The organism is Rhodococcus sp. 05-2255-1e (genome assembly GCF_002259025.1).
GTDB classification, from domain to species: domain Bacteria; phylum Actinomycetota; class Actinomycetes; order Mycobacteriales; family Mycobacteriaceae; genus Rhodococcoides; species Rhodococcoides fascians.
Genome location: NZ_NOZE01000010.1, coordinates 258,792 through 277,409, shown reverse-complemented (window position 1 = coordinate 277,409; position 18,618 = coordinate 258,792). Strand labels below are relative to the sequence as shown.

General features: G+C 65.0%; 16 protein-coding genes. 5 read left to right on the top strand and 11 right to left on the bottom strand.

All coding sequences use genetic code 11. The features are described from left to right. Window positions 1–47: 47 nt before the first annotated feature. The gene (pafA, locus tag CH262_RS09300) at window positions 48–1,406 is read right to left on the bottom strand and encodes a Pup--protein ligase (protein WP_174557245.1); all 1,359 of its coding nucleotides are present in this window, start codon (window positions 1,404–1,406) and stop codon (window positions 48–50) included. A gap of 76 nt (window positions 1,407–1,482) precedes the next feature. Between pafA and CH262_RS09295 the strand changes: the two genes are divergently transcribed. Continuing rightward, on the top strand, window positions 1,483–2,952 hold the full coding sequence (locus tag CH262_RS09295) for a bifunctional phosphatase PAP2/diacylglycerol kinase family protein (RefSeq protein WP_032387437.1): 1,470 nt from the start codon (window positions 1,483–1,485) through the stop codon (window positions 2,950–2,952). Between the two features lie 37 nt (window positions 2,953–2,989). Here the strand turns inward: CH262_RS09295 and prcA are convergent, their stop codons facing one another. The 5 genes from prcA to arc form a co-directional block, all read right to left on the bottom strand. Then, window positions 2,990–3,763: a proteasome subunit alpha gene (prcA, locus tag CH262_RS09290; protein ID WP_027497088.1), complete on the bottom strand. Its 774-nt coding sequence runs from the start codon at window positions 3,761–3,763 to the stop codon at window positions 2,990–2,992. After that, the gene (gene prcB, locus CH262_RS09285; protein ID WP_027497087.1) at window positions 3,760–4,701 is read right to left on the bottom strand and encodes a proteasome subunit beta; all 942 of its coding nucleotides are present in this window, start codon (window positions 4,699–4,701) and stop codon (window positions 3,760–3,762) included. Before prcB ends, prcA begins: the two co-directional genes overlap by 4 nt. Continuing rightward, a complete protein-coding gene (locus CH262_RS09280; protein WP_027497086.1) occupies window positions 4,698–4,892 on the bottom strand; it encodes a ubiquitin-like protein Pup in 195 nt (64 codons plus the stop codon). The genes prcB and CH262_RS09280 overlap by 4 nt, the downstream gene beginning before the upstream one ends. Window positions 4,893–5,087: 195 nt before the next feature. Beyond that, a complete protein-coding gene (gene dop / locus CH262_RS09275; RefSeq protein ID WP_027497085.1) occupies window positions 5,088–6,587 on the bottom strand; it encodes a depupylase/deamidase Dop in 1,500 nt (499 codons plus the stop codon). A gap of 81 nt (window positions 6,588–6,668) precedes the next feature. After that, the gene (arc, locus tag CH262_RS09270) at window positions 6,669–8,432 is read right to left on the bottom strand and encodes a proteasome ATPase (RefSeq protein WP_032365854.1); all 1,764 of its coding nucleotides are present in this window, start codon (window positions 8,430–8,432) and stop codon (window positions 6,669–6,671) included. 184 nt (window positions 8,433–8,616) lie between these two features. Here arc and CH262_RS09265 point away from each other — a divergent pair, with 184 nt between their 5' ends. Further along, window positions 8,617–9,102: a hypothetical protein gene (locus CH262_RS09265; protein ID WP_032387438.1), complete on the top strand. Its 486-nt coding sequence runs from the start codon at window positions 8,617–8,619 to the stop codon at window positions 9,100–9,102. Window positions 9,103–9,124: 22 nt separating this feature from the next. On the opposite strand, the gene CH262_RS09260 is transcribed toward CH262_RS09265, so the two are convergent. Further along, window positions 9,125–9,940 (bottom strand): tRNA (adenine-N1)-methyltransferase, encoded by an 816-nt coding sequence (locus CH262_RS09260; protein ID WP_048318521.1) that lies wholly within the window; start codon window positions 9,938–9,940, stop codon window positions 9,125–9,127. A 465-nt stretch (window positions 9,941–10,405) separates the two neighbouring features. Between CH262_RS09260 and CH262_RS09255 the strand changes: the two genes are divergently transcribed. Then, window positions 10,406–11,212: a RecB family exonuclease gene (locus CH262_RS09255; RefSeq protein ID WP_052057378.1), complete on the top strand. Its 807-nt coding sequence runs from the start codon at window positions 10,406–10,408 to the stop codon at window positions 11,210–11,212. Next, on the top strand, window positions 11,209–12,021 hold the full coding sequence (locus tag CH262_RS09250; RefSeq protein ID WP_032387439.1) for a thioesterase family protein: 813 nt from the start codon (window positions 11,209–11,211) through the stop codon (window positions 12,019–12,021). The genes CH262_RS09255 and CH262_RS09250 overlap by 4 nt, the downstream gene beginning before the upstream one ends. Before the next feature lie 33 nt (window positions 12,022–12,054). Here CH262_RS09250 and hisG read toward each other — a convergent pair whose 3' ends face one another. Genes hisG through metH form a run of 4 tightly spaced genes read right to left on the bottom strand, consistent with a single transcriptional unit; the run spans window position 12,055 to window position 17,508 of the window. Then, window positions 12,055–12,906: an ATP phosphoribosyltransferase gene (gene hisG / locus CH262_RS09245; RefSeq protein ID WP_027497081.1), complete on the bottom strand. Its 852-nt coding sequence runs from the start codon at window positions 12,904–12,906 to the stop codon at window positions 12,055–12,057. Window positions 12,907–12,954: 48 nt separating this feature from the next. Beyond that, on the bottom strand, window positions 12,955–13,218 hold the full coding sequence (locus CH262_RS09240; RefSeq protein ID WP_032387554.1) for a phosphoribosyl-ATP diphosphatase: 264 nt from the start codon (window positions 13,216–13,218) through the stop codon (window positions 12,955–12,957). A gap of 59 nt (window positions 13,219–13,277) precedes the next feature. Further along, complete coding sequence (locus CH262_RS09235; RefSeq protein WP_032365803.1) at window positions 13,278–13,946, bottom strand: HAD family hydrolase; 669 nt, start codon at window positions 13,944–13,946, stop codon at window positions 13,278–13,280. Continuing rightward, the gene (metH, locus tag CH262_RS09230) at window positions 13,939–17,508 is read right to left on the bottom strand and encodes a methionine synthase (protein WP_032387440.1); all 3,570 of its coding nucleotides are present in this window, start codon (window positions 17,506–17,508) and stop codon (window positions 13,939–13,941) included. The genes CH262_RS09235 and metH overlap by 8 nt, the downstream gene beginning before the upstream one ends. Before the next feature lie 104 nt (window positions 17,509–17,612). Between metH and CH262_RS09225 the strand changes: the two genes are divergently transcribed. Beyond that, window positions 17,613–18,593 (top strand): PAC2 family protein, encoded by a 981-nt coding sequence (locus CH262_RS09225; protein ID WP_228139408.1) that lies wholly within the window; start codon window positions 17,613–17,615, stop codon window positions 18,591–18,593. Window positions 18,594–18,618: the final 25 nt, after the last annotated feature.

Below are 18,618 nucleotides of genomic sequence, written 5' to 3'. Positions count from 1 at the left end.
CGAGTTGCCTGGATCGCTACCCGACCTCCAGCCGAGTCGCGTTCGCACTACATCGATGCGATGAGTCGCTCGACGCGCTCGTCGACCGAACGGAACGGGTCCTTGCACAACACCGTTCGCTGCGCCTGATCGTTGAGTTTCAGGTGTACCCAGTCGACGGTGAAGTCGCGTCCGGCTTCCTGGGCGGCGGTGATGAACTCACCTCGCAGCTTCGCGCGTGTCGTCTGCGGCGGCAGATTCACCGCTTCGTCGATCTGCTCGTCCTCGGTGACTCGCTTGACCAGACCCTTGCGCTGCAGCACGTCGAACACTCCCCGTCCACGCTTGATGTCGTGGTACGCAAGATCGAGCTGAGCGATCTTGGGATCGGAAAGTTCCATCGAGTAGCGGTCCTGATACCGCTCGAACAGCTTGCGTTTGATGACCCAGTCGATTTCGGTGTCGACCTTGGCGAAGTCCTGCGACTCGATGGCATCGAGTGTGCGTCCCCACAGGTCCACCACCTGGGTCACCTGAGCATTCGGCTCCCGCGTCTGGAGATGCTCGACGGCCCGGGAGTAGTACTCACGCTGGATTTCGAGTGCACTGGCCTGGCGACCGCCGGCGAGGCGGACCGGCCTGCGACCGGTCAGATCGTGGCTGACCTCGCGAATGGCCCGAATCGGATTGTCCAGCGCGAAGTCTCGGAACGAGACGCCTGCCTCGATCATCTCGAGTACGAGTGCGGCCGTCCCCACCTTGAGCATGGTCGAGGTCTCGGCCATGTTGGAATCGCCGACGATGACGTGGAGCCGGCGATACTTCTCGGCATCGGCGTGCGGTTCGTCGCGGGTGTTGATGATCGGCCGTGAACGAGTGGTGGCCGACGACACGCCTTCCCAGATGTGCTCGGCGCGCTGCGAGAGGCAGAACGTCGCGGCCTTGGGTGTCTGCAGCACCTTGCCTGCGCCACAGATCAATTGGCGGGTGACCAGGAACGGAAGGAGTACATCCGAGATGCGCGAGAATTCGCCCGCTCGCTGGACGAGGAAATTCTCGTGGCAACCGTAGGAGTTGCCCGCCGAATCGGTGTTGTTCTTGAACAGGTAGATGTCTCCGCCGATGCCCTCCTCGGCGAGACGCTGTTCGGCGTCGATCAGCAAATCCTCGAGTACTCGCTCGCCTGCGCGATCATGGGTGACCAATTGCAGCAGGCTGTCGCATTCGGCAGTGGCGTACTCGGGATGCGAACCGACGTCGAGATAGAGGCGAGCGCCGTTGCGGAGGAACACATTCGAGCTGCGGCCCCACGAGACCACGCGACGGAAGAGGTAGCGGGCCACCTCGTCCGGACTCAGGCGTCGGTGTCCGTGAAAGGTACATGTGACACCGAACTCGGTCTCGATGCCCATAATTCGTCGCTGCACACTTCGACACTACAACGCAAGCCACCGATGGATGTGTCGGAGCGCCTCGATGGCGTCCATGCCTAGGCTGGGCCCTATGACTTCCACGCCAACGTCTGTTGCGGCCTCGGTTCACGCGTGGGACCTGTCCCTGGTTTCACGAAGCGCGGCATTGCGCTCGAGCAGGGCGGATGCAGGGCTCCGCGCGTTGAGCACGGCCGCCGATCACAGTCGCCTGTGGCTCGGAGCTGCCGCACTTCTCGGCGCGGCCGGTGGCTCGGCCCGACGCGGCGGCGTGCGGGGGCTGATCGCCGTGGCGGGTGCGAGCGCCGTGGCGAACGGTCTGCTCAAGCCGGTGTTCCCGAGGTCGAGGCCGGATACCGAGCTGGTTCCCGTACTGCGCCGGGTGCTCGCCCCGCCGGTGTCCTCGTCGTTTCCCTCCGGTCACTCGGCGTCCGCAGCCGCCTTCGTCACCGCGGTCGCCATCGAATCACCGAAGGCAGGATTGCTGTTGGCTCCGGTCGCCGCAGCAGTCTGCTATTCCCGGGTTCACGTCGGCGTCCACTGGCCCACCGATGTCGTCGCCGGAGCGGCGCTCGGTTCGGCGATCGCGCTGTCGACCCGCCGCTGGTGGGCCGTGCGTTCGGCAAAGCCCGCCGATCTCGGCTCGCCGGTCGAGGTCGAGGCACTGCCGGGCGGACGGGGACTGTTGGTGCTGGTCAATCCCGGATCCGGTGACGGTTCGGAGGCGGTACCGGACGCCATCCGTCGCGAGCTCCCCGACGCCGACCTCTTCGTACCCGATCCCGAGAGGGACTTCAACGAGCAACTGGAAGAGAGAATTCGGAGAACGACGCCGCGTGCTCTCGGAGTGTGTGGAGGCGATGGCACGGTCGTCAGCGTCGCCGCCTCGGCCGCCCGTAACGGCCTGCCACTCGCCGCGTTTCCGGGTGGCACTCTCAACCACTTCGCTCGCGACACCGGTCTGACCGCAGTCGAGGACACCGCCGCCGCCGTCGAGGCGGGCACCGCCGAACTGGTCGACATCGCCGAGGTGGACGTCGACGGCCGCAGTGTGTCGTTCGTCAACACCGCGACGTTCGGGGGTTACCCCGACTCGGTGCGGTTACGGCAGAAGCTGCAGAAGCGAATCGGTAAGTGGCCGGCCGCTGCGGTTGCGATGACACGAGTGCTCGCGGCTGCAGAGCCACTGAACATTCGACTCGACGGGGCGCCTCACTCGGTGTGGATGCTCTTCGTCGGTAACGGTACTTACGATCCGATCGATCAAGTTCCCATGTCGCGCAGCAGCATTCATACCGGCACCCTCGATGTTCGCTTTCTCCCGTCGGAGCCCAAGGCATCGAGAACACGACTGCTGTGGGCGACGATCACCGGAACGCTCGGCTCGTCGCCTGCCTACGTGCGCAGTGTGGCGCAACGCTTGACCGTCGAGGTGGACGGTGCCCCGGTTGCCCTCGCGGCCGACGGCGAGGTCGTCGGAGACGGCACGACATTCCAGTTCAGCAGCGACAAGAACGGCCTCGTGCTCTACCGGAAGCGATAGAGCACGAGGCCGTCGACCTCGATCCGAAGTGTGGGGACTACTGCGGAGTCTCCGGCTCCGAGGAGCCGTCGCCGGTCGCGGACGGTGCCGATGCGGGCAACATGTCCGCCAGAGCAGCTCCAGCGATACGCCGGAACGCTCGACGCGGTCGCCCCTGATCCAGGACGGCTACCTCCAGGGCCGACACCTCGAGAACCTTCTTCTCGGGCTCGGCACCGGCAGTCGCAGGCGACGTCGGACCGGCGGTGAGCGCGTCGACGGCGATACGAACTGCGTCCGCCAACCCGAGGCCGGACCGGTACGTATCCTTCAGCGCGGCCACGATGGGCTCGGTGGTGCCGCCCATGACGACGAAATCCTGTTCGTCGACGATGGAGCCGTCGTACGTGATGCGGTAGAGCTGCGTGGCCATCGGCTCGTCCTGATGGGACACCTCGGCGACGCAGATCTCGACCTCGTACGGCTTGAGCTGCTCGGTGAAGATGGTGCCCAGTGCCTGGGCGTAGGTCTTCGCCAACGACCGGCCGGTGACATCGCGTCGATCGTAGGTGTATCCCTTGATGTCTGCGTGCTGGATGCCGGCCTTGCGTAGGTTCTCGAACTCGTTGTACTTGCCGACGGCAGCGAAACCGATGCGGTCGTAGAGCTCACTGACCTTGTGCAGCGCGGTCGAGCGATTCTCGGCGACGAACAGGACCCCGTCGGCATACGCCAGCACGATGACGCTGCGGCCGCGGCCGATTCCCTTGCGCGCCAATTCCGAACGATCGCGCATGATCTGTTCGGCAGATGCGTAATACGGCATCGTCATAGCGCGCTACCCCCTTCGCTGACTTCCTGGCCTGCTCGGGTGTGGTGGTCCGTGCCGCCGGTGTGTGCTGCGCTCTCGGTTCGTTCTGCCAGAACCGATCGGGCCGCAGCCGATATGCGATCGTGCGCGACGTCGTCCGCACCGACGCTCGTGATGGCAACTGCCGTCGGGTAGATGCCGCGGGTGACATCGGGACCACCGGTGGCCGAGTCGTCGTCGGCGGCGTCGTACAGCGACTCGACTGCAGCCCGAAGCGCCTCGTCCTCGGACATTCCGGGGCGGTACAACTTCTTGAGCGCGGATTTGGCGAACAACGAGCCCGAACCCACTGCGTGATAGCCCGACCGCTCCTCGTAACGCCCGCCGACCACGTCGTACGACACGATGCGTCCGGCTCTGTCGGGATCGGAGATGTCGATGTCGAATCCGACCAGCAACGGCACCGCAGCCAGTCCCTGCATCGCCGCACCCAGATTGCTCCGAACCATCGACGACAACTTGTTGGCCTTGCCGTTGAAGGTGAGCGGCACGCCCTCGATCTTCTCGTAGTGCTCGAGTTCGACAGCGAACAGACGAACCAATTCGATTGCGATACCCGCAGTTCCGGCAATGCCCGCAGCGGAGTACTCGTCGGTGACGTAGACCTTCTGCATGTCACGGTTGGCGATCAGATTGCCCTGAGTGGCGCGCCGATCACCGGCGATCAGCACCCCGCCCGCGTAGGTGAGGGCGACGATCGTCGTACCGTGCGGAGCGATGCCGGACTTGTCGGTGGTGCCGTTGGCGGCGTGGGACGCCAGGTCCGCGGCGAGGCCGCTCTCCGGCAGCAGGTGCGGGGCGTGCTGCCGGAGGTAGTCGGAGAAGGACGAGCTACTGGACCCCAGCGGAATCGCCGGTCCGTCGCCTGCCGACCGTGGGTCCGAACGATCCACCGTCACTGGCCGCCCTTCTGAACGTAGGCGCGGACGAAGTCCTCGGCATTCTCCTCGAGAACGTCGTCGATCTCGTCGAGAAGGTCGTCGGTCTCCTCGGCCAACTTCTCGCGCCGTTCCTGGCCACCGGCCCCCGTGTCGCCTGGGACCTCGTCGTCGCCGCCGCCGCCCGAGCGCCGTGTCTGCTCCTGAGCCATAGTCGCCGACCTCCTCTGTGTATCGAGAAAACAGATCTACTGCACGGTCGCCGGGTCATCCGAGGCGCACCGGCGTGGATGTGCAAGTGCTACCGAACGTTCCGCCGAAAGTGCACGGACCTTTACCCTACCGACAGTCCGACCTCGCCGGTTGGCAAGACACCGCCGAACGACCCATTCGAATGCCCTGGACGATCAGGTGGTGAGCTGGTCGACCAGTTCCGCTGCACTGTCCACGGACTCCAGCAGGGCACCGACGTGGGATTTCGTTCCCCGCAACGGCTCGAGCGTCGGAATCCGTACCAACGAATCGCCACCGAGATCGAAGATGACCGAGTCCCAGCTCGCCGCGGCGATGTCGGCACCGAATTTGCGCAGGCATTCGCCGCGGAAGTATGCCCTCGTGTCGTCGGGCGGTGTGCCGACCGCATCGAGAACTTGCTGCTCGGTCACGAGACGATCCATCGAACCGCGGGCGACCAACCTGTTGTATAGCCCCTTGTCGAGGCGAACATCGGAATACTGCAGGTCCACCAGGTGCAGCCGCGGAGCGGACCAGCCGAGGCCCTCACGCTGTCGGAACCCTTCGAGCAGTCGCAATTTCGCCGGCCAGTCCAGCAGATGCGCGCACTCCATGGGATCGCGCTCGAGCAGGTCCAGCACCATCGCCCACTTGTCGAGCACGTCCAGTGCTCGTGCGTCGTCGCTGCCCTCGGCAGCCACGAACTTCGCCGCCCGCTGGTGGTAGATCCGCTGCAGCGCAAGGCCCGTCAGTTCGCGGCCGTCGGCGAGTGCCACGGCCTTGCGCAGGGTGGGATCGTGGCTGATCTGATGGACAGCCGTGACCGGCCTGGCCAGCTGCAGATCCGACAGGTCGACGCCCGCCTCGATGAGGTCGAGCACGAGGGCCGTGGTTCCCACCTTGAGGTAGGTCGACATCTCCGCCAGGTTGGCGTCGCCGATGATGCAGTGCAGACGTCGGTACTTGTCTGCGTCTGCGTGCGGTTCGTCCCGGGTGTTGATGATGCCGCGCTTGAGGGTGGTCTCCAGTCCGACCTCCACCTCGATGTAGTCCGCTCGCTGCGAGAGCTGGAACCCGGCCTCGTCGCCCGACTGGCCGATACCGACTCGACCGGAGCCGGTGATGACCTGCCTGGAGGCGAAGAACGGCGAGAGCCCCGCGATCACCGCCGAGAACGGCGTCTCACGCGACATCAGGTAGTTCTCGTGCGTGCCGTACGACGCGCCCTTGCCGTCGACGTTGTTCTTGTACAGCTGCAGGCGCGGAGCCCCCGGGACGCTCGACGCGTGCCGTGCGGCCGCTTCCATGACGCGTTCGCCTGCCTTGTCCCAGATCACCGCGTCCAATGGGTCCCGCACCTCCGGGGCCGAGTACTCGGGGTGCGCGTGATCGACGTACAGGCGGGCACCGTTGGTGAGAATCATGTTCGCAGCACCGATCTCGTCGGCATCGATGACCGGAGCCGGTCCGCTGAACCGTCCGAGATCGAAGCCTCGTGCATCGCGCAGCGGTGATTCCACCTCGTAGTCCCAGCGGGTGCGCTTGGCGCGCGGCACTCCTGCGGCTGCCGCGTACGCCAACACCGCCTGGGTGGACGTCAGGATCGGGTTGGCGGTGGGTTCGGTCGGTGAAGAAATGCCGTACTCGACCTCGATACCGATGATGCGCTGCATAAGTCGAGCCTAGACGGCCGACGGATGCAGTTCGGGGCGCGCCCTGTGCGGACGCGCCCCGAATACTGCCCAGCGGTGGATCTACAGGTACTGACCGGTATTGGCCTCGGTGTCGATCGCCCGGCTCGCGCTGGCGTTCTTGCCGGTGACCAACGTGCGAATGTAGACGATTCGCTCGCCCTTCTTGCCCGAGATCCGAGCCCAGTCGTCCGGATTCGTGGTGTTCGGCAGATCTTCGTTCTCCGCGAACTCGTCGACGATGGAATCGAAAAGGTGCTGAATCCGCAGTCCGGCGTTTCCGGTTTCGAGAACCGACTTGATGGCGTACTTCTTCGCCCGGTCGACGATGTTCTGGATCATGGCCCCGGAGTTGAAGTCCTTGAAGTACAGAACTTCCTTGTCCCCGTTGGCGTAGGTGACCTCGAGGAACCGATTGTCGTCACTCTCGGCGTACATGCGCTCGACGACGCGATCGATCATGCCCCGGATGCACGCCGCGCGATCGCCGCCGAACTCGGCGACGTCGTCGGCGTTGACCGGAAGCGAATCGGTCAGGTACTTCGAGAAGATGTCCTGTGCCGATTCGGCGTCGGGACGCTCGATCTTGATCTTCACGTCGAGTCGGCCGGGTCGCAGGATCGCCGGGTCGATCATGTCCTCGCGATTGGACGCACCGATCACGATGACGTTCTCGAGGCCCTCGACACCGTCGATCTCGGCGAGCAACTGCGGAACGACCGTCGTCTCCACGTCGGACGAGACGCCGGAGCCGCGGGTACGGAAGATCGAGTCCATCTCGTCGAAGAACACGATGACCGGCGTGCCCTCGGACGCCTTCTCTCGTGCCCGCTGGAAGATCATGCGGATGTGACGCTCGGTCTCACCGACGAACTTGTTGAGCAGCTCGGGGCCCTTGATGTTGAGGAAGAACGACTTCGCCTCCCGCGCATCCTGGCCACGTGCCTCGGCGATCTTCTTGGCCAACGAGTTGGCAACGGCCTTGGCGATCAACGTCTTTCCACACCCGGGAGGGCCGTACAGCAGCACGCCCTTCGGTGGACGCAGTGAGTACTCCCGGAACAGGTCCTTGTGCAGGAACGGCAGCTCGACGGCGTCCCGAATCTGCTCGATCTGTCGCCCGAGACCGCCGATGTCCTCGTATCCGACGTCCGGAACCTCCTCGAGGACGAGATCCTCCACCTCGGCCTTGGGAACTCGCTCGAACGCGTAGCCGGCCTTGGTGTCGACCAGCAGCGAATCTCCGGGACGGAGCTTCCGCGACGGCTCGTCCGGGTCGACCGGTCCGTCGTCGTTGACCATGTCGATCAACGGTTTGGCCAGCCAGACCACCCGTTCCTCGTCGGCATGCCCGACGACGAGAGCGCGCGATCCATCCCCCAGAAGCTCTCGGAGAGTGCTGATCTCGCCGACCTGATCGAAGGTGCACGCCTCGACGATGGTCAACGCCTCGTTCAACCGCACGGTCTGCCCCGGAGCGAGCGTGTCGGCCTCGATGTTGGGTGAGCACGTCAGCCGCATCTTCCGACCGGACGTGAACACGTCGACGGTGCCGTCCTCGAACACGCTCAGCAGGACGCCGTATCCGCTCGGCGGTTGGCCGAGACGGTCCACCTCCTCGCGCAGCGCGATGAGCTGTTGCCGGGCCTCCTTGAGAGTGTCGAGCAACTTCGTGTTGCGCAGCGACAAGGAATCGACCCGGCCCTCGAGCTCGCGTACCTGCTCGGGGGACTCCCCCAGTTGGCGCCGTAGCGACGCGACTTCGGCTCGCACGGCGTCCAGTTCGGCTCTGGCCGCGGCCACATCCGGATTGTCTGTTGAGCTCATGAGCGACTCCTCCCAGTGACGATCTATCAACGCTACCGGCAGCGGCGCGGAGATGCGGACCGACACCTCGAACGGGGTCGGCATCCACTCTGCTCGGCGGCCCCGAAAGGCCATCCCAGTTCATGTTAGCCTCACCTGACCAAACGATCGACAGACGACGGAATCAGGGGCCTCACCAGTGAAAATGCGTATTCTCTCGGCAAGCGTCGCAGTAGCCGCGGTGGCTCTGGTGGGTGCAGGATGCAGTTCGAGCGATGAATCCGATCACGCCGATCACAATTCCGCGTCGACCAGCGACTCCATGCCGACGACCACCGCCGGACCGGCTGTCACAGCACCTACCGTCGCCGAGCTGCAGACCTCGCTGCAGCAGCTGGTGGCACCGGACGTGGACCCAGCGACCAAGGCTGCGGCAGTGGAGAACGGTCAGGCGCGCCTGACGAACCTGGAGACGATGACCGCCGCACTGGCGAACTACGGAGCGATTACCTTCGAGGTGTCGGAGCCGACCGTCGCAGGCGAGACGTCCACCGCGGACGTCGCCATCGCCACTCCACGCGGGACCGCGGCTCCGGCACCGCAGACCTGGGTGCTGATCGATGGCACCTGGAAGCTGTCGGACGCCAGCACGTGTCAGATCCTGGCCATGGGCCAGGCACCCTGCGTCTGAGTCGACAGCCGAGCCTGCAGCGTCAGCCCTTACCGGAACGACGCTGCGGTTTCGGGGTCACGGTGCCCTCGGCGAGGCGTCGAACGCTGACGAGGAATGCCGTGTGGCCCTGCATGCGGTGCTCGGGGCGAACCGCGAGACCCACCACGTGCCAGCCGCGAACCATCGACTCCCACGATCGAGGTTCGGTCCAGCACTCCTGCGCGCGCAGCGCCTCGACGACCTTGGACAGCTGCGTCACCGTGGCCACGTAGACCAGCAGCACCCCACCGGGGACCAGGGCCTTGGACACCGCGGGCAACGCGTCCCACGGCGCGAGCATGTCCAGAACCACCCGATCGACCTGCTCACCCGGACGATCGACACCGAACTGGTCGACGTCTGCCACGGTCAAGTGCCAGTTCGACGGGCGCTCGCCGAAGAACGTCTCGACGTTCTTCACGGCGTAGTCGGCGTGGTCCTGCCGGATCTCGTAGGAGATGACCGTTCCTTCTGTACCGACTGCACGCAGCAGCGAGCACGTCAGAGCGCCGGATCCTGCACCGGCCTCGAGCACCCGTGCGCCGGGGAACATGTCACCCTCGTGCACGATCTGCGCCGCGTCCTTGGGGTAGATCACCTGGGCACCGCGGGGCATCGAGAGCACGTAGTCGGTCAGCAGCGGCCGCAGCGCGAGGTAGGGGGTGCCGTTGACGGAGGTGACGACGCTGCCCTCGTCGGCACCGAGCAGTTTGTCGTGAGTAATGCCGCCGCGGTGAGTATGGAATTCCTTACCGGCTTCCAGTACCACCGTGTAGTGACGACCCTTGCCGTCGGTGAGCTGAACTCGATCGCCCACTCGAAACGGCCCACTGCGGGCGGGACCGGTCTCCGCGGTTGCTGTTGCATCGGTAGTCGGAGTGTCGGCAGCGGGAGTGACCTCCGCGCCGGACGTGACATTCGGGTCGAGTTCGATCTCGTCGGTCGTGGCAGTGACCACGTCGTCCGCACTGGGCAGCGATGCGTCGACCGTGGCGTCGAACGCGGCGTCGGCCTCGAATCCGTCGGTCGACGCGGATGTGGAATCACCGGAGGACACAGCGGACCTGCTTTCGTTGCGATGTGACGCTCGGCCTCGATCGGCAGGCGTCGGGGGACGACTCGACGTGCCAGACTACGGCCTTCACCGAAGATGTCGGACCAGCGGCATAGTCTCGCAGTCGTGAGTATTTCCGTGTCGAGCCCCATCGACTTACCTCTTCTCGTTGTCGATGACAGCGCCGGCGTACCGCGTTCGAGGTCCGGCAACCGCAGTACCCCGGCTCTGTCTCCTTCTCGCGCAGGTGATTTCAAGCAGTGCCCACTGTTGTATCGCTTCCGTGCCGTGGACCGGCTTCCCGAGGTCTCCACCGAAGCTCAGGTGAAGGGAACTGTGGTGCATGCCGCACTCGAGGCCCTGTACGCACTCCCCGCCCGCGATCGAGTGCCCACCACAGCCCGCGATTTGGTGGACCCGGCCTGGGATCGGGTCGTGGCCGAGTCACCCGACATCGCGTCGCTGGTTTCGGCGGACGACCGTCCGGCGTTCCTCGACCGGGCTCGTGCCCTGGTGGACGGGTACTACGAACTCGAAGATCCCACGCACTTCGATCCCGAGTCCTGCGAACAGCGCGTCGAGATCGCGTTGGACGACGGAACGCCGCTGCGCGGATTCATCGACCGGATCGACGTTGCACCCAACGGAATGATTCGCGTCGTCGATTACAAGACCGGACGTGCGCCGCGCGAGTTCACCGAATCCAAAGCTCTGTTCCAGATGAAGTTCTATGCGCTGATGATCATGCGCATGCGCGGAGTCGTTCCCGCGCAACTGAAGTTGATGTACCTCGCCGACAAGCAGGAGCTGACGTACGCCCCGGACGAGGGCGAGCTGCTGCGCTTCGAGCGCATGCTCTCGGCCATCTGGAAGGCGATTCTGGCGGCCGGTGAGACCGGCGACTTCCGCGCCAAGAAAGGCGCACTGTGCAAGTGGTGCGATCACCGGGCACTGTGCCCCGAGTTCGGCGGCACTCCCCCGCCGTACCCCGGTTGGCCGCAGGCGGCTGCGGAGCAGGAGGAGACGGAGCTGTGACGAGTCCGGACGCCTTCTTCGTTCCTGCCGGTGTCGACGGCGACGGTTACGAGATCGTCACCGCGACCGAGCACACCGTCAGCCTGTGGGCACCGACGATGCAGCACGGCGCTCCGCCGTCCGCGTTGTTGGTCCGCGCACTCGAGCGGGTCGACGCCAGACCCGATACTCGAATCAGCCGGGTGGTCGTCGACATTCTCGGACCGGTTCCGGTGTCGGACATCACGATTCGCGCATGGACGGCGCGGCCGGGCGCAAATGTCGAACTCGTCGTCGCCGAACTCTGGGCTCGAGGATCAGCGGGGCCGGCGCGAGCGGTGGCGCGGGGCAGCGCATGGCGTATGCGTACCGAGCCCACCGACGACGTCGTGCACGTGGGCGATCCGGTGATGCGACCGGTGAGCGCCGGCGTCGACAGCACCTTCGGCGGACTCTGGACCTCCGGATACCTCGACGCGGTCGAGTTCAAGTTCCTCACCGAGCTCGGCGCAGCGGGGCCCGGTGAAGTGTGGGCGAAGCCGACTCCCGTTCTGGTGCAGGGTGAGTCGATGACGCCACTCGAACGGCTGTTCTCGATTGCCGACATCGCCAACGGTGTGGGTGCGAAATTGCCGATCGAGCAGTGGACGTTCCTGAACACCGATCTGACGGTGCACGTCTTCCGCGAACCCCAGGGCGACTGGATCGGAGTGTCGGCCGAGACGTCGACGGGTCCGGACGGCATCGCCATGTGCGCAGGCACCCTCAGTGACGAACTGGGGCCGGTCGGGCGCATCGCGCAAACAGTGCTGGTTCGCCGACGCGCGTGATCGTGGCGGAACGACGGGCGTTCCGCCACGCACTCAGAACGCTCGGCAGGACCTGATGTCGGAGGCGAGAATGGCTTTCGCGCCCAGTTCCGCGAGCTCGTCCATCACGTTGTTGTGGACCTTGCGAGAGACCATGGCGCGCACGGCAACCCAGTTGTCGTCGACCATCGGTGCGAGCGTAGGTGATTCGATGCCGGGGGTGATCTTGACGGCTTCGTCGAGGATCGACTTGGGGCAGTCGTAATCGAGCATCAGGTACTGCTGGGCGAAGACGACGCCCTGTACGCGGGCGATGAGTTGCTTGCGTGCGGAGTCGGTTCCAGGGGCGCCTGCGCGCTCGATTAGTACGCCCTCCGAATCGCAGAGCGATTCGCCGAACGCGACGAGATTGTTCTGACGCAGTGAGCGACCCGACTCGACCACGTCCGCGATGGCGTCCGCGACACCGAGTTGAATGGAGATCTCCACGGCCCCGTCGAGACGGATCACCGTGGCCTCCAAGCCGCGCTCGGCCAGGTCCTTACGCACCAGATTGGGGTACGAGGTGGCGATGCGCAGTCCGCCCAAGTCCTCGGGTGCCCATTCCTTACCCGCGGGTGCCGCGTAGCGGAACGTCGACCGGCCGAATCCGAGCGCCAGGCGTTCTTCGACCGCTGCCCCGGAATCGAGAGCCAGGTCTCGTCCGGTGATGCCCAGATCGAGCTGGCCCGACCCGACGTAGATGGCAATGTCCTTGGGACGGAGAAAGAAGAATTCGACCCCGTTGGCCGGGTCGAGGACGGTCAGATCCTTGGAGTCGCTCCGACGCCGGTAGCCGGCCTCGCTGAGGATCTCGGCGGCGGATTCGGACAACGCGCCCTTGTTGGGTACGGCTACACGCAGCATGGAGTTTTCCTTCATCGGTGAGTTCACAGGAGACGTTCGGGCCTTGCCTCACAGATGTCGGTAGACGTCCTCGAGAGCGATTCCCCTACCCACCATCATGACCTGAACCCAGTACAGCAGCTGCGAAATTTCTTCGGCGAGTGCAGCGTCGCTCTCGTGTTCGGCGGCGATCCACACCTCGCCGGCCTCTTCGAGGACCTTCTTTCCCTGGAAATGAACACCTGCGTCCAACGCAGCGACGGTGCCCGAGCCCTCGGGGCGGGTCTTCGCGCGGTCGGTGAGCTCGGCGAACAGGGAATCGAAAGTCTTCACGGATTCGTATTCTTTCACGTCGGTATCCAGCGGAATCAATTCGGTCGAGATTCGAGGAGTCAGGCCGCCCAGGCCCGCCGGACGTCGTCGGCGGTCAGTCCGACCAGACCGTCGCGGATGGTGTAGCCCGGCGCTGCCGGAACCGCCACCTCAGACGGGACGACCAGTACCGGGCAGCCTGCAGTATGTGCGGACAGGGAGCCTGTCGGAGAATCCTCCACTGCAAGGCAGGCACCGACGTCGACGCCGAGCAGTGCGGCACCCCGCAGGTACGGCGCCGGGTGCGGTTTCCCGAACTCGACCTCGTCGCCGCTGACGGTGATGTCGAAATAGTCGCGCCCGAGTGTCTCCAGTGCACGCTCGACGAGCCCACGTTCGGTGTTGGTGACCAATCCGGTCGCCAGGCCCATGTCGCGTACGAGAGCAAGAGCATCCTTGGCACCGGGCCGCCACGGAATACCTTCGGCGAACATGTCGCCGACGCGCGTGGTCAACCACTCGCGGCCCTCGGCCAGGTTGTCGTCGGTGACCGCAACCGACGCATTGGCGAGCACTTTGCGCAAGGCGTCCCGCATCGAATTGCCGAGGGTGCTCTCGCGTACTTCCGCGCTGAGTTCGGTTCCCAGTGTGCGGGAGTACTCACCGATGGCCACGTCCCAGATCTTCTCCGAGTCGAGCAGGGTGCCGTCCATGTCCCACAGGACACCGTGCAGGTGGGTTCTAGACATTGAAGTACTTGGCCTCCGGGTGGTGAAGTACGAACGCATCGGTCGACTGTTCGGGGTGCAGCTGCAGTTCCTCGGAGAGCTTGACGCCGATTCGCTCGGGTTCGAGGAGTGCGGCGAGCTTGATCCGGTCCTCGAGATCGGGGCATGCCCCGTAGCCGAACGAGTAACGAGCTCCGCGGTATTCGAGTTTGAAGTACCCCTCGGCCTCGGTGGGGTCCTCTGCGGCGACCGATTTGCCGTCGGACAGTTTCAGTTCCTCGCGCACTCGGCGATGCCAGTATTCGGCGAGAGCCTCGGTCAGCTGAACTCCGATCCCGTGCACCTCGAGGTAGTCGCGGTACGCGTCGGCTGCGAACAATTCGTTCGCGAAGTCCGCGATGGGCTGCCCCATGGTGACCAGGTTCATCGGCAGCACGTCGACTTGCCCGGATTCCCTTGCCGCAGTGCGTGATCGGACGAAGTCCGCGATGCAGAGGAAGCGGTCGCGGTGCTGACGCGGGAACGTGAACCGAAAGCGTTCGGGCGCATCGGGTTCGGGCTCGGTGAGTACGACGACGTCGTCGCCCTCCGAAACGGCCGGGAAGTATCCGTACACCAAAGCGGCGTGCGCGAGAATGCCGTCCGTACTGAGCCGATCCAGCCAATACCGCAGGCGCGGTTTGCCTTCCGATTCCACCAGATCCTCGTAGGTGGCACCCTCACCCTTGCGGGCTCCTCGTAGGCCCCACTGCCCCAGGAACAGTGCACGTTCGTCGAGCAGCCCCGAGTAATCGGCCAGGGACACGCCTCGGACGATGCGGGTGCCCCAGAACGGCGGTACCGGAATGTCGATGTCCGCGGCGACGTCGGATCGCTCGGGTACCACGACCGGAGCCTCGGCGGCCTTACGCTTCTCCGCGATGCGCTTCGACCGTTCGTGCCGCTCCTTGCGCTCGGCAGCCTTGGCCTTCGCGGCGAGCGCCTCGGGGCTGTCGGGGGCCGGACCGCCACCGCGCTTGGTGGTCATGATGGTGTCCATCAAACGCAGGCCCTCGAACGCGTCCCGCGCATAGTGCACGTCGCCTTCGTACACGTCCTGCAGATCGTTCTCGACGTACGACCGCGTCAACGCAGCACCGCCGAGAAGCACCGGAAATTGCTCCGCCACGCCGCGGGAGTTCAGCTCGATCAGGTTGTCCTTCATGACCACCGTCGACTTCACCAGCAACCCGGACATGCCGATCACGTCTGCGCGTTTGTCCAACGCGGCTTCGAGAATGGTCGAAATCGGCTGCTTGATACCGAGATTGACCACCTCGTAGCCGTTGTTGCTCAGGATGATGTCGACGAGGTTCTTGCCGATGTCGTGCACATCGCCCTTGACGGTACCGAGCACAATCCGACCCTTGCCGTCGTCGTCGGTGGCCTCCATGTGTGGCTCCAAGTACGCTACGGCAGCCTTCATCACCTCGGCGGACGCGAGCACGAACGGCAGCTGCATCTGGCCGGAACCGAACAGCTCACCGACGGTCTTCATGCCCGACAGCAACGTCTCGTTGATGATCTCGAGAGGCGGCTTCTCGGCCATCGCGGCGTCGAGGTCGGTGTCGAGGCCGTTGCGTTCGCCGTCGACGATGCGGCGTTCGAGCCGCTCGAACAACGGCAGCCGACCCAGTTCCTCGGCGCGCGATTCCCGGGCCGATGCTGCCGAGACGCCCTCGAACAGCTGCATGAGCTTCTGCAACGGGTCGTAGCCTTCGCGGCGGCGGTCGTACACCAGATCCAGAGCGGTCTCGCGTTGCTCGTCGGGAATCTTGTTCATCGGCAGGATCTTCGACGCGTGCACGATGGCGGTATCGAGGCCGGCCTGGGTGCACTCGTGCAGGAAGACCGAGTTCAGCACCTGCCGGGCAGCAGGATTGAGGCCGAACGAGATGTTCGACAATCCGAGGGTGGTGTGCACCTTCGGATACTTCTCCTTGAGCTGCCGAATGGCCTCGATGGTCTCGATGCCGTCGCGTCGAACCTCTTCCTGGCCGGTGGAGATCGGGAAGGTGAGGGTGTCGACGATGATGTCCTCGTGGCGCAGGCCCCAGTTCTCGGTGATGTCGGTGATCAGGCGATCTGCGACACGCACCTTCCATTCGGCAGTACGCGCCTGCCCCTCCTCGTCGATGGTCAGAGCGACCACGGCGGCACCGTGTTCCTTGACCAGACGCATGATCTTCTGGAACCGCGAGTCGGGACCGTCGCCGTCCTCGTAGTTGACCGAGTTGACGGCGCTACGTCCACCGAGGTGCTCGAGGCCGGCTTCGAGCACGGCCGGTTCGGTGGAGTCGAGCATGATCGGCAGCGTCGACGCAGTCGCCAATCTGCTGGCGAGTGCCGCCATGTCGGCGGCACCGTCGCGGCCGACGTAGTCGACGTTCAGGTCCAACATGTGCGCGCCGTCGCGGGTCTGATCCTTGGCGATGTCGAGGCACTTCTCGTAGTCCTCGGCGAGCATCGCGTCACGAAATGCCTTGGAGCCGTTGGAGTTGGTGCGCTCGCCGATCATCAGGATGCTGGCGTCCTGCTCGAACGGCACAGCGGTGTAGAGCGAGGAGACCCCTGGCTCCGGGGCCGGCTTCCGTTCCAGCTTCGTCGCCCCGTGCACCATGTCGGCAACCTGACGAATGTGCTCGGGGGTGGTGCCGCAGCATCCGCCGACGAGTGCCAGCCCGTACTCGTGGACGAAACCGCTCAGAGCGTCGGCCAATTCGGGGGCGGTCAGTGGATATTCGGCACCCTTCGCGCCCAACGTGGGCAGTCCGGCATTGGGCATCACCGATACCGGAAGACGTGAATGCTTCGACAGGTGGCGCAGGTGTTCGCTCATCTCGGCGGGGCCGGTGGCGCAGTTCAGCCCGATCATGTCGATGCCCAGCGGTTCGAGCGCAGTGAGGGCTGCACCGATCTCGCTGCCGACCAGCATTGCGCCCGTCGTCTCGACCGTCACATGGGTGATGATCGGGATTCGGACGCCGAGCTTGTCCATGGCGTGCTGGCTACCGATGATCGCGGCCTTGACCTGCAGCAGGTCCTGGCACGTCTCGACCAGAATGGCGTCGGCACCGCCGTCGATCATTCCGAGCGCAGCCTCGGTATACGCATCGCGCAGCCGTGCGAACGGGGCGTGGCCGAGTGTGGGGAGCTTGGTTCCGGGGCCCATGGAACCCAGGACGTACCGATCCATCCCGTCGCGGCCGGGTCCCATTTCGTCCGCAGTCTCGCGGGCGAGCCGGGTGCCTTTCTCGGCCAACTCGCGGATTCGATCCTCGATGTCGTAATCGGCCAGGTTGGGCAGGTTGCATCCGAACGTGTTCGTTTCCACGGCGTCTGCGCCGGCCGCGAAGTACTCGCGATGAATCTCGCGCAGCACGTCGGGCCTGGTGTGGTTCAGAATCTCGTTGCATCCCTCGAGGCCGAGAAAGTCGTCGAGAGTGAGGTCGGCGTCCTGGAGCATCGTGCCCATTGCTCCGTCGCCGATGACAACGCGACGTGAAATCGCATCGAGCAGACCGGGCTTGTGTTGATCGGGCATCACTACAGAGTAGTGGGCACCACGGTTACCTCGAGTCGTAGGCTGTCGTGGTGAGTCCCCGAAACCTCGATGATCAGTCCCTGCCCGACGACGGTACCGACAAAATGGACAAATCAGGTGCCGACGCGGACATCCCCTTGGACGCCGCGCTGATCGAGGCCGTGCAGGATGCTGTGGCGAACGCCACAGACGCCGACGCCGACTACGACGAGGACGATCTGGACGACGACATTCCCGAGCTGCGTTCCCCCATACTGGTCGCCGCTTTCGAGGGCTGGAACGACGCAGGCGATGCGGCGAGCGGCGCGGTCGAACATCTGGAGCTGATCTGGGACGCCAGCCCACTGGCCGAGCTGGACTCCGAGGACTACTACGACTACCAGGTCAATCGGCCGACCGTTCGTCAGGTCGACGGGGTCACCCGCGAGATCGAGTGGCCGTCGACTCGATTGTCGGTGTGTTCACCGCCCGGGAGCGACCGTGACGTGGTCTTGTTGCGCGGTATCGAGCCCAACATGCGGTGGCGCAGCTTCTGCGACGACCTGCTCGAGTTCGTCGAACAGCTCGGCGTCGAGACCGTCGTCATTCTGGGTGCGCTGCTGGCCGACACGCCGCACACCAGGCCCGTCCCGGTCACCGGCACTGCCTACAGCACTGAGTCGGCCGAACAGTTCAACCTCGAGCAGACCCGCTACGAGGGGCCCACCGGCATCACCGGCGTTCTGCAGGACGAATGTGTCAAGGCAGGGGTGCCGGCCGTGTCGTTCTGGGCTGCTGTCCCCCATTACGTGTCGCAGCCACCGAATCCGAAGGCCACCGTGGCGTTGCTGCAGCGGGTCGAGGACGTACTCGACATCGAGGTGCCGCTCGGCGAGCTGCCCACGCAGGCCGAGGAGTGGGAGGAGGCGGTCAACGAGATGACCAAAGAGGACGAGGAGATCAGCGAGTACGTGCGCAGCCTCGAGGAGCGGGGTGACGCCGAGGTGGACATGTCCGATGCGATCGCCAAGATCGACGGCGACGCCATCGCCGCCGAGTTCGAGAAGTACCTCCGGCGGCGCGGCCCGGGCAACTTCGGGCTCTGACCCGAACGCACACGAGGAGCCGGGA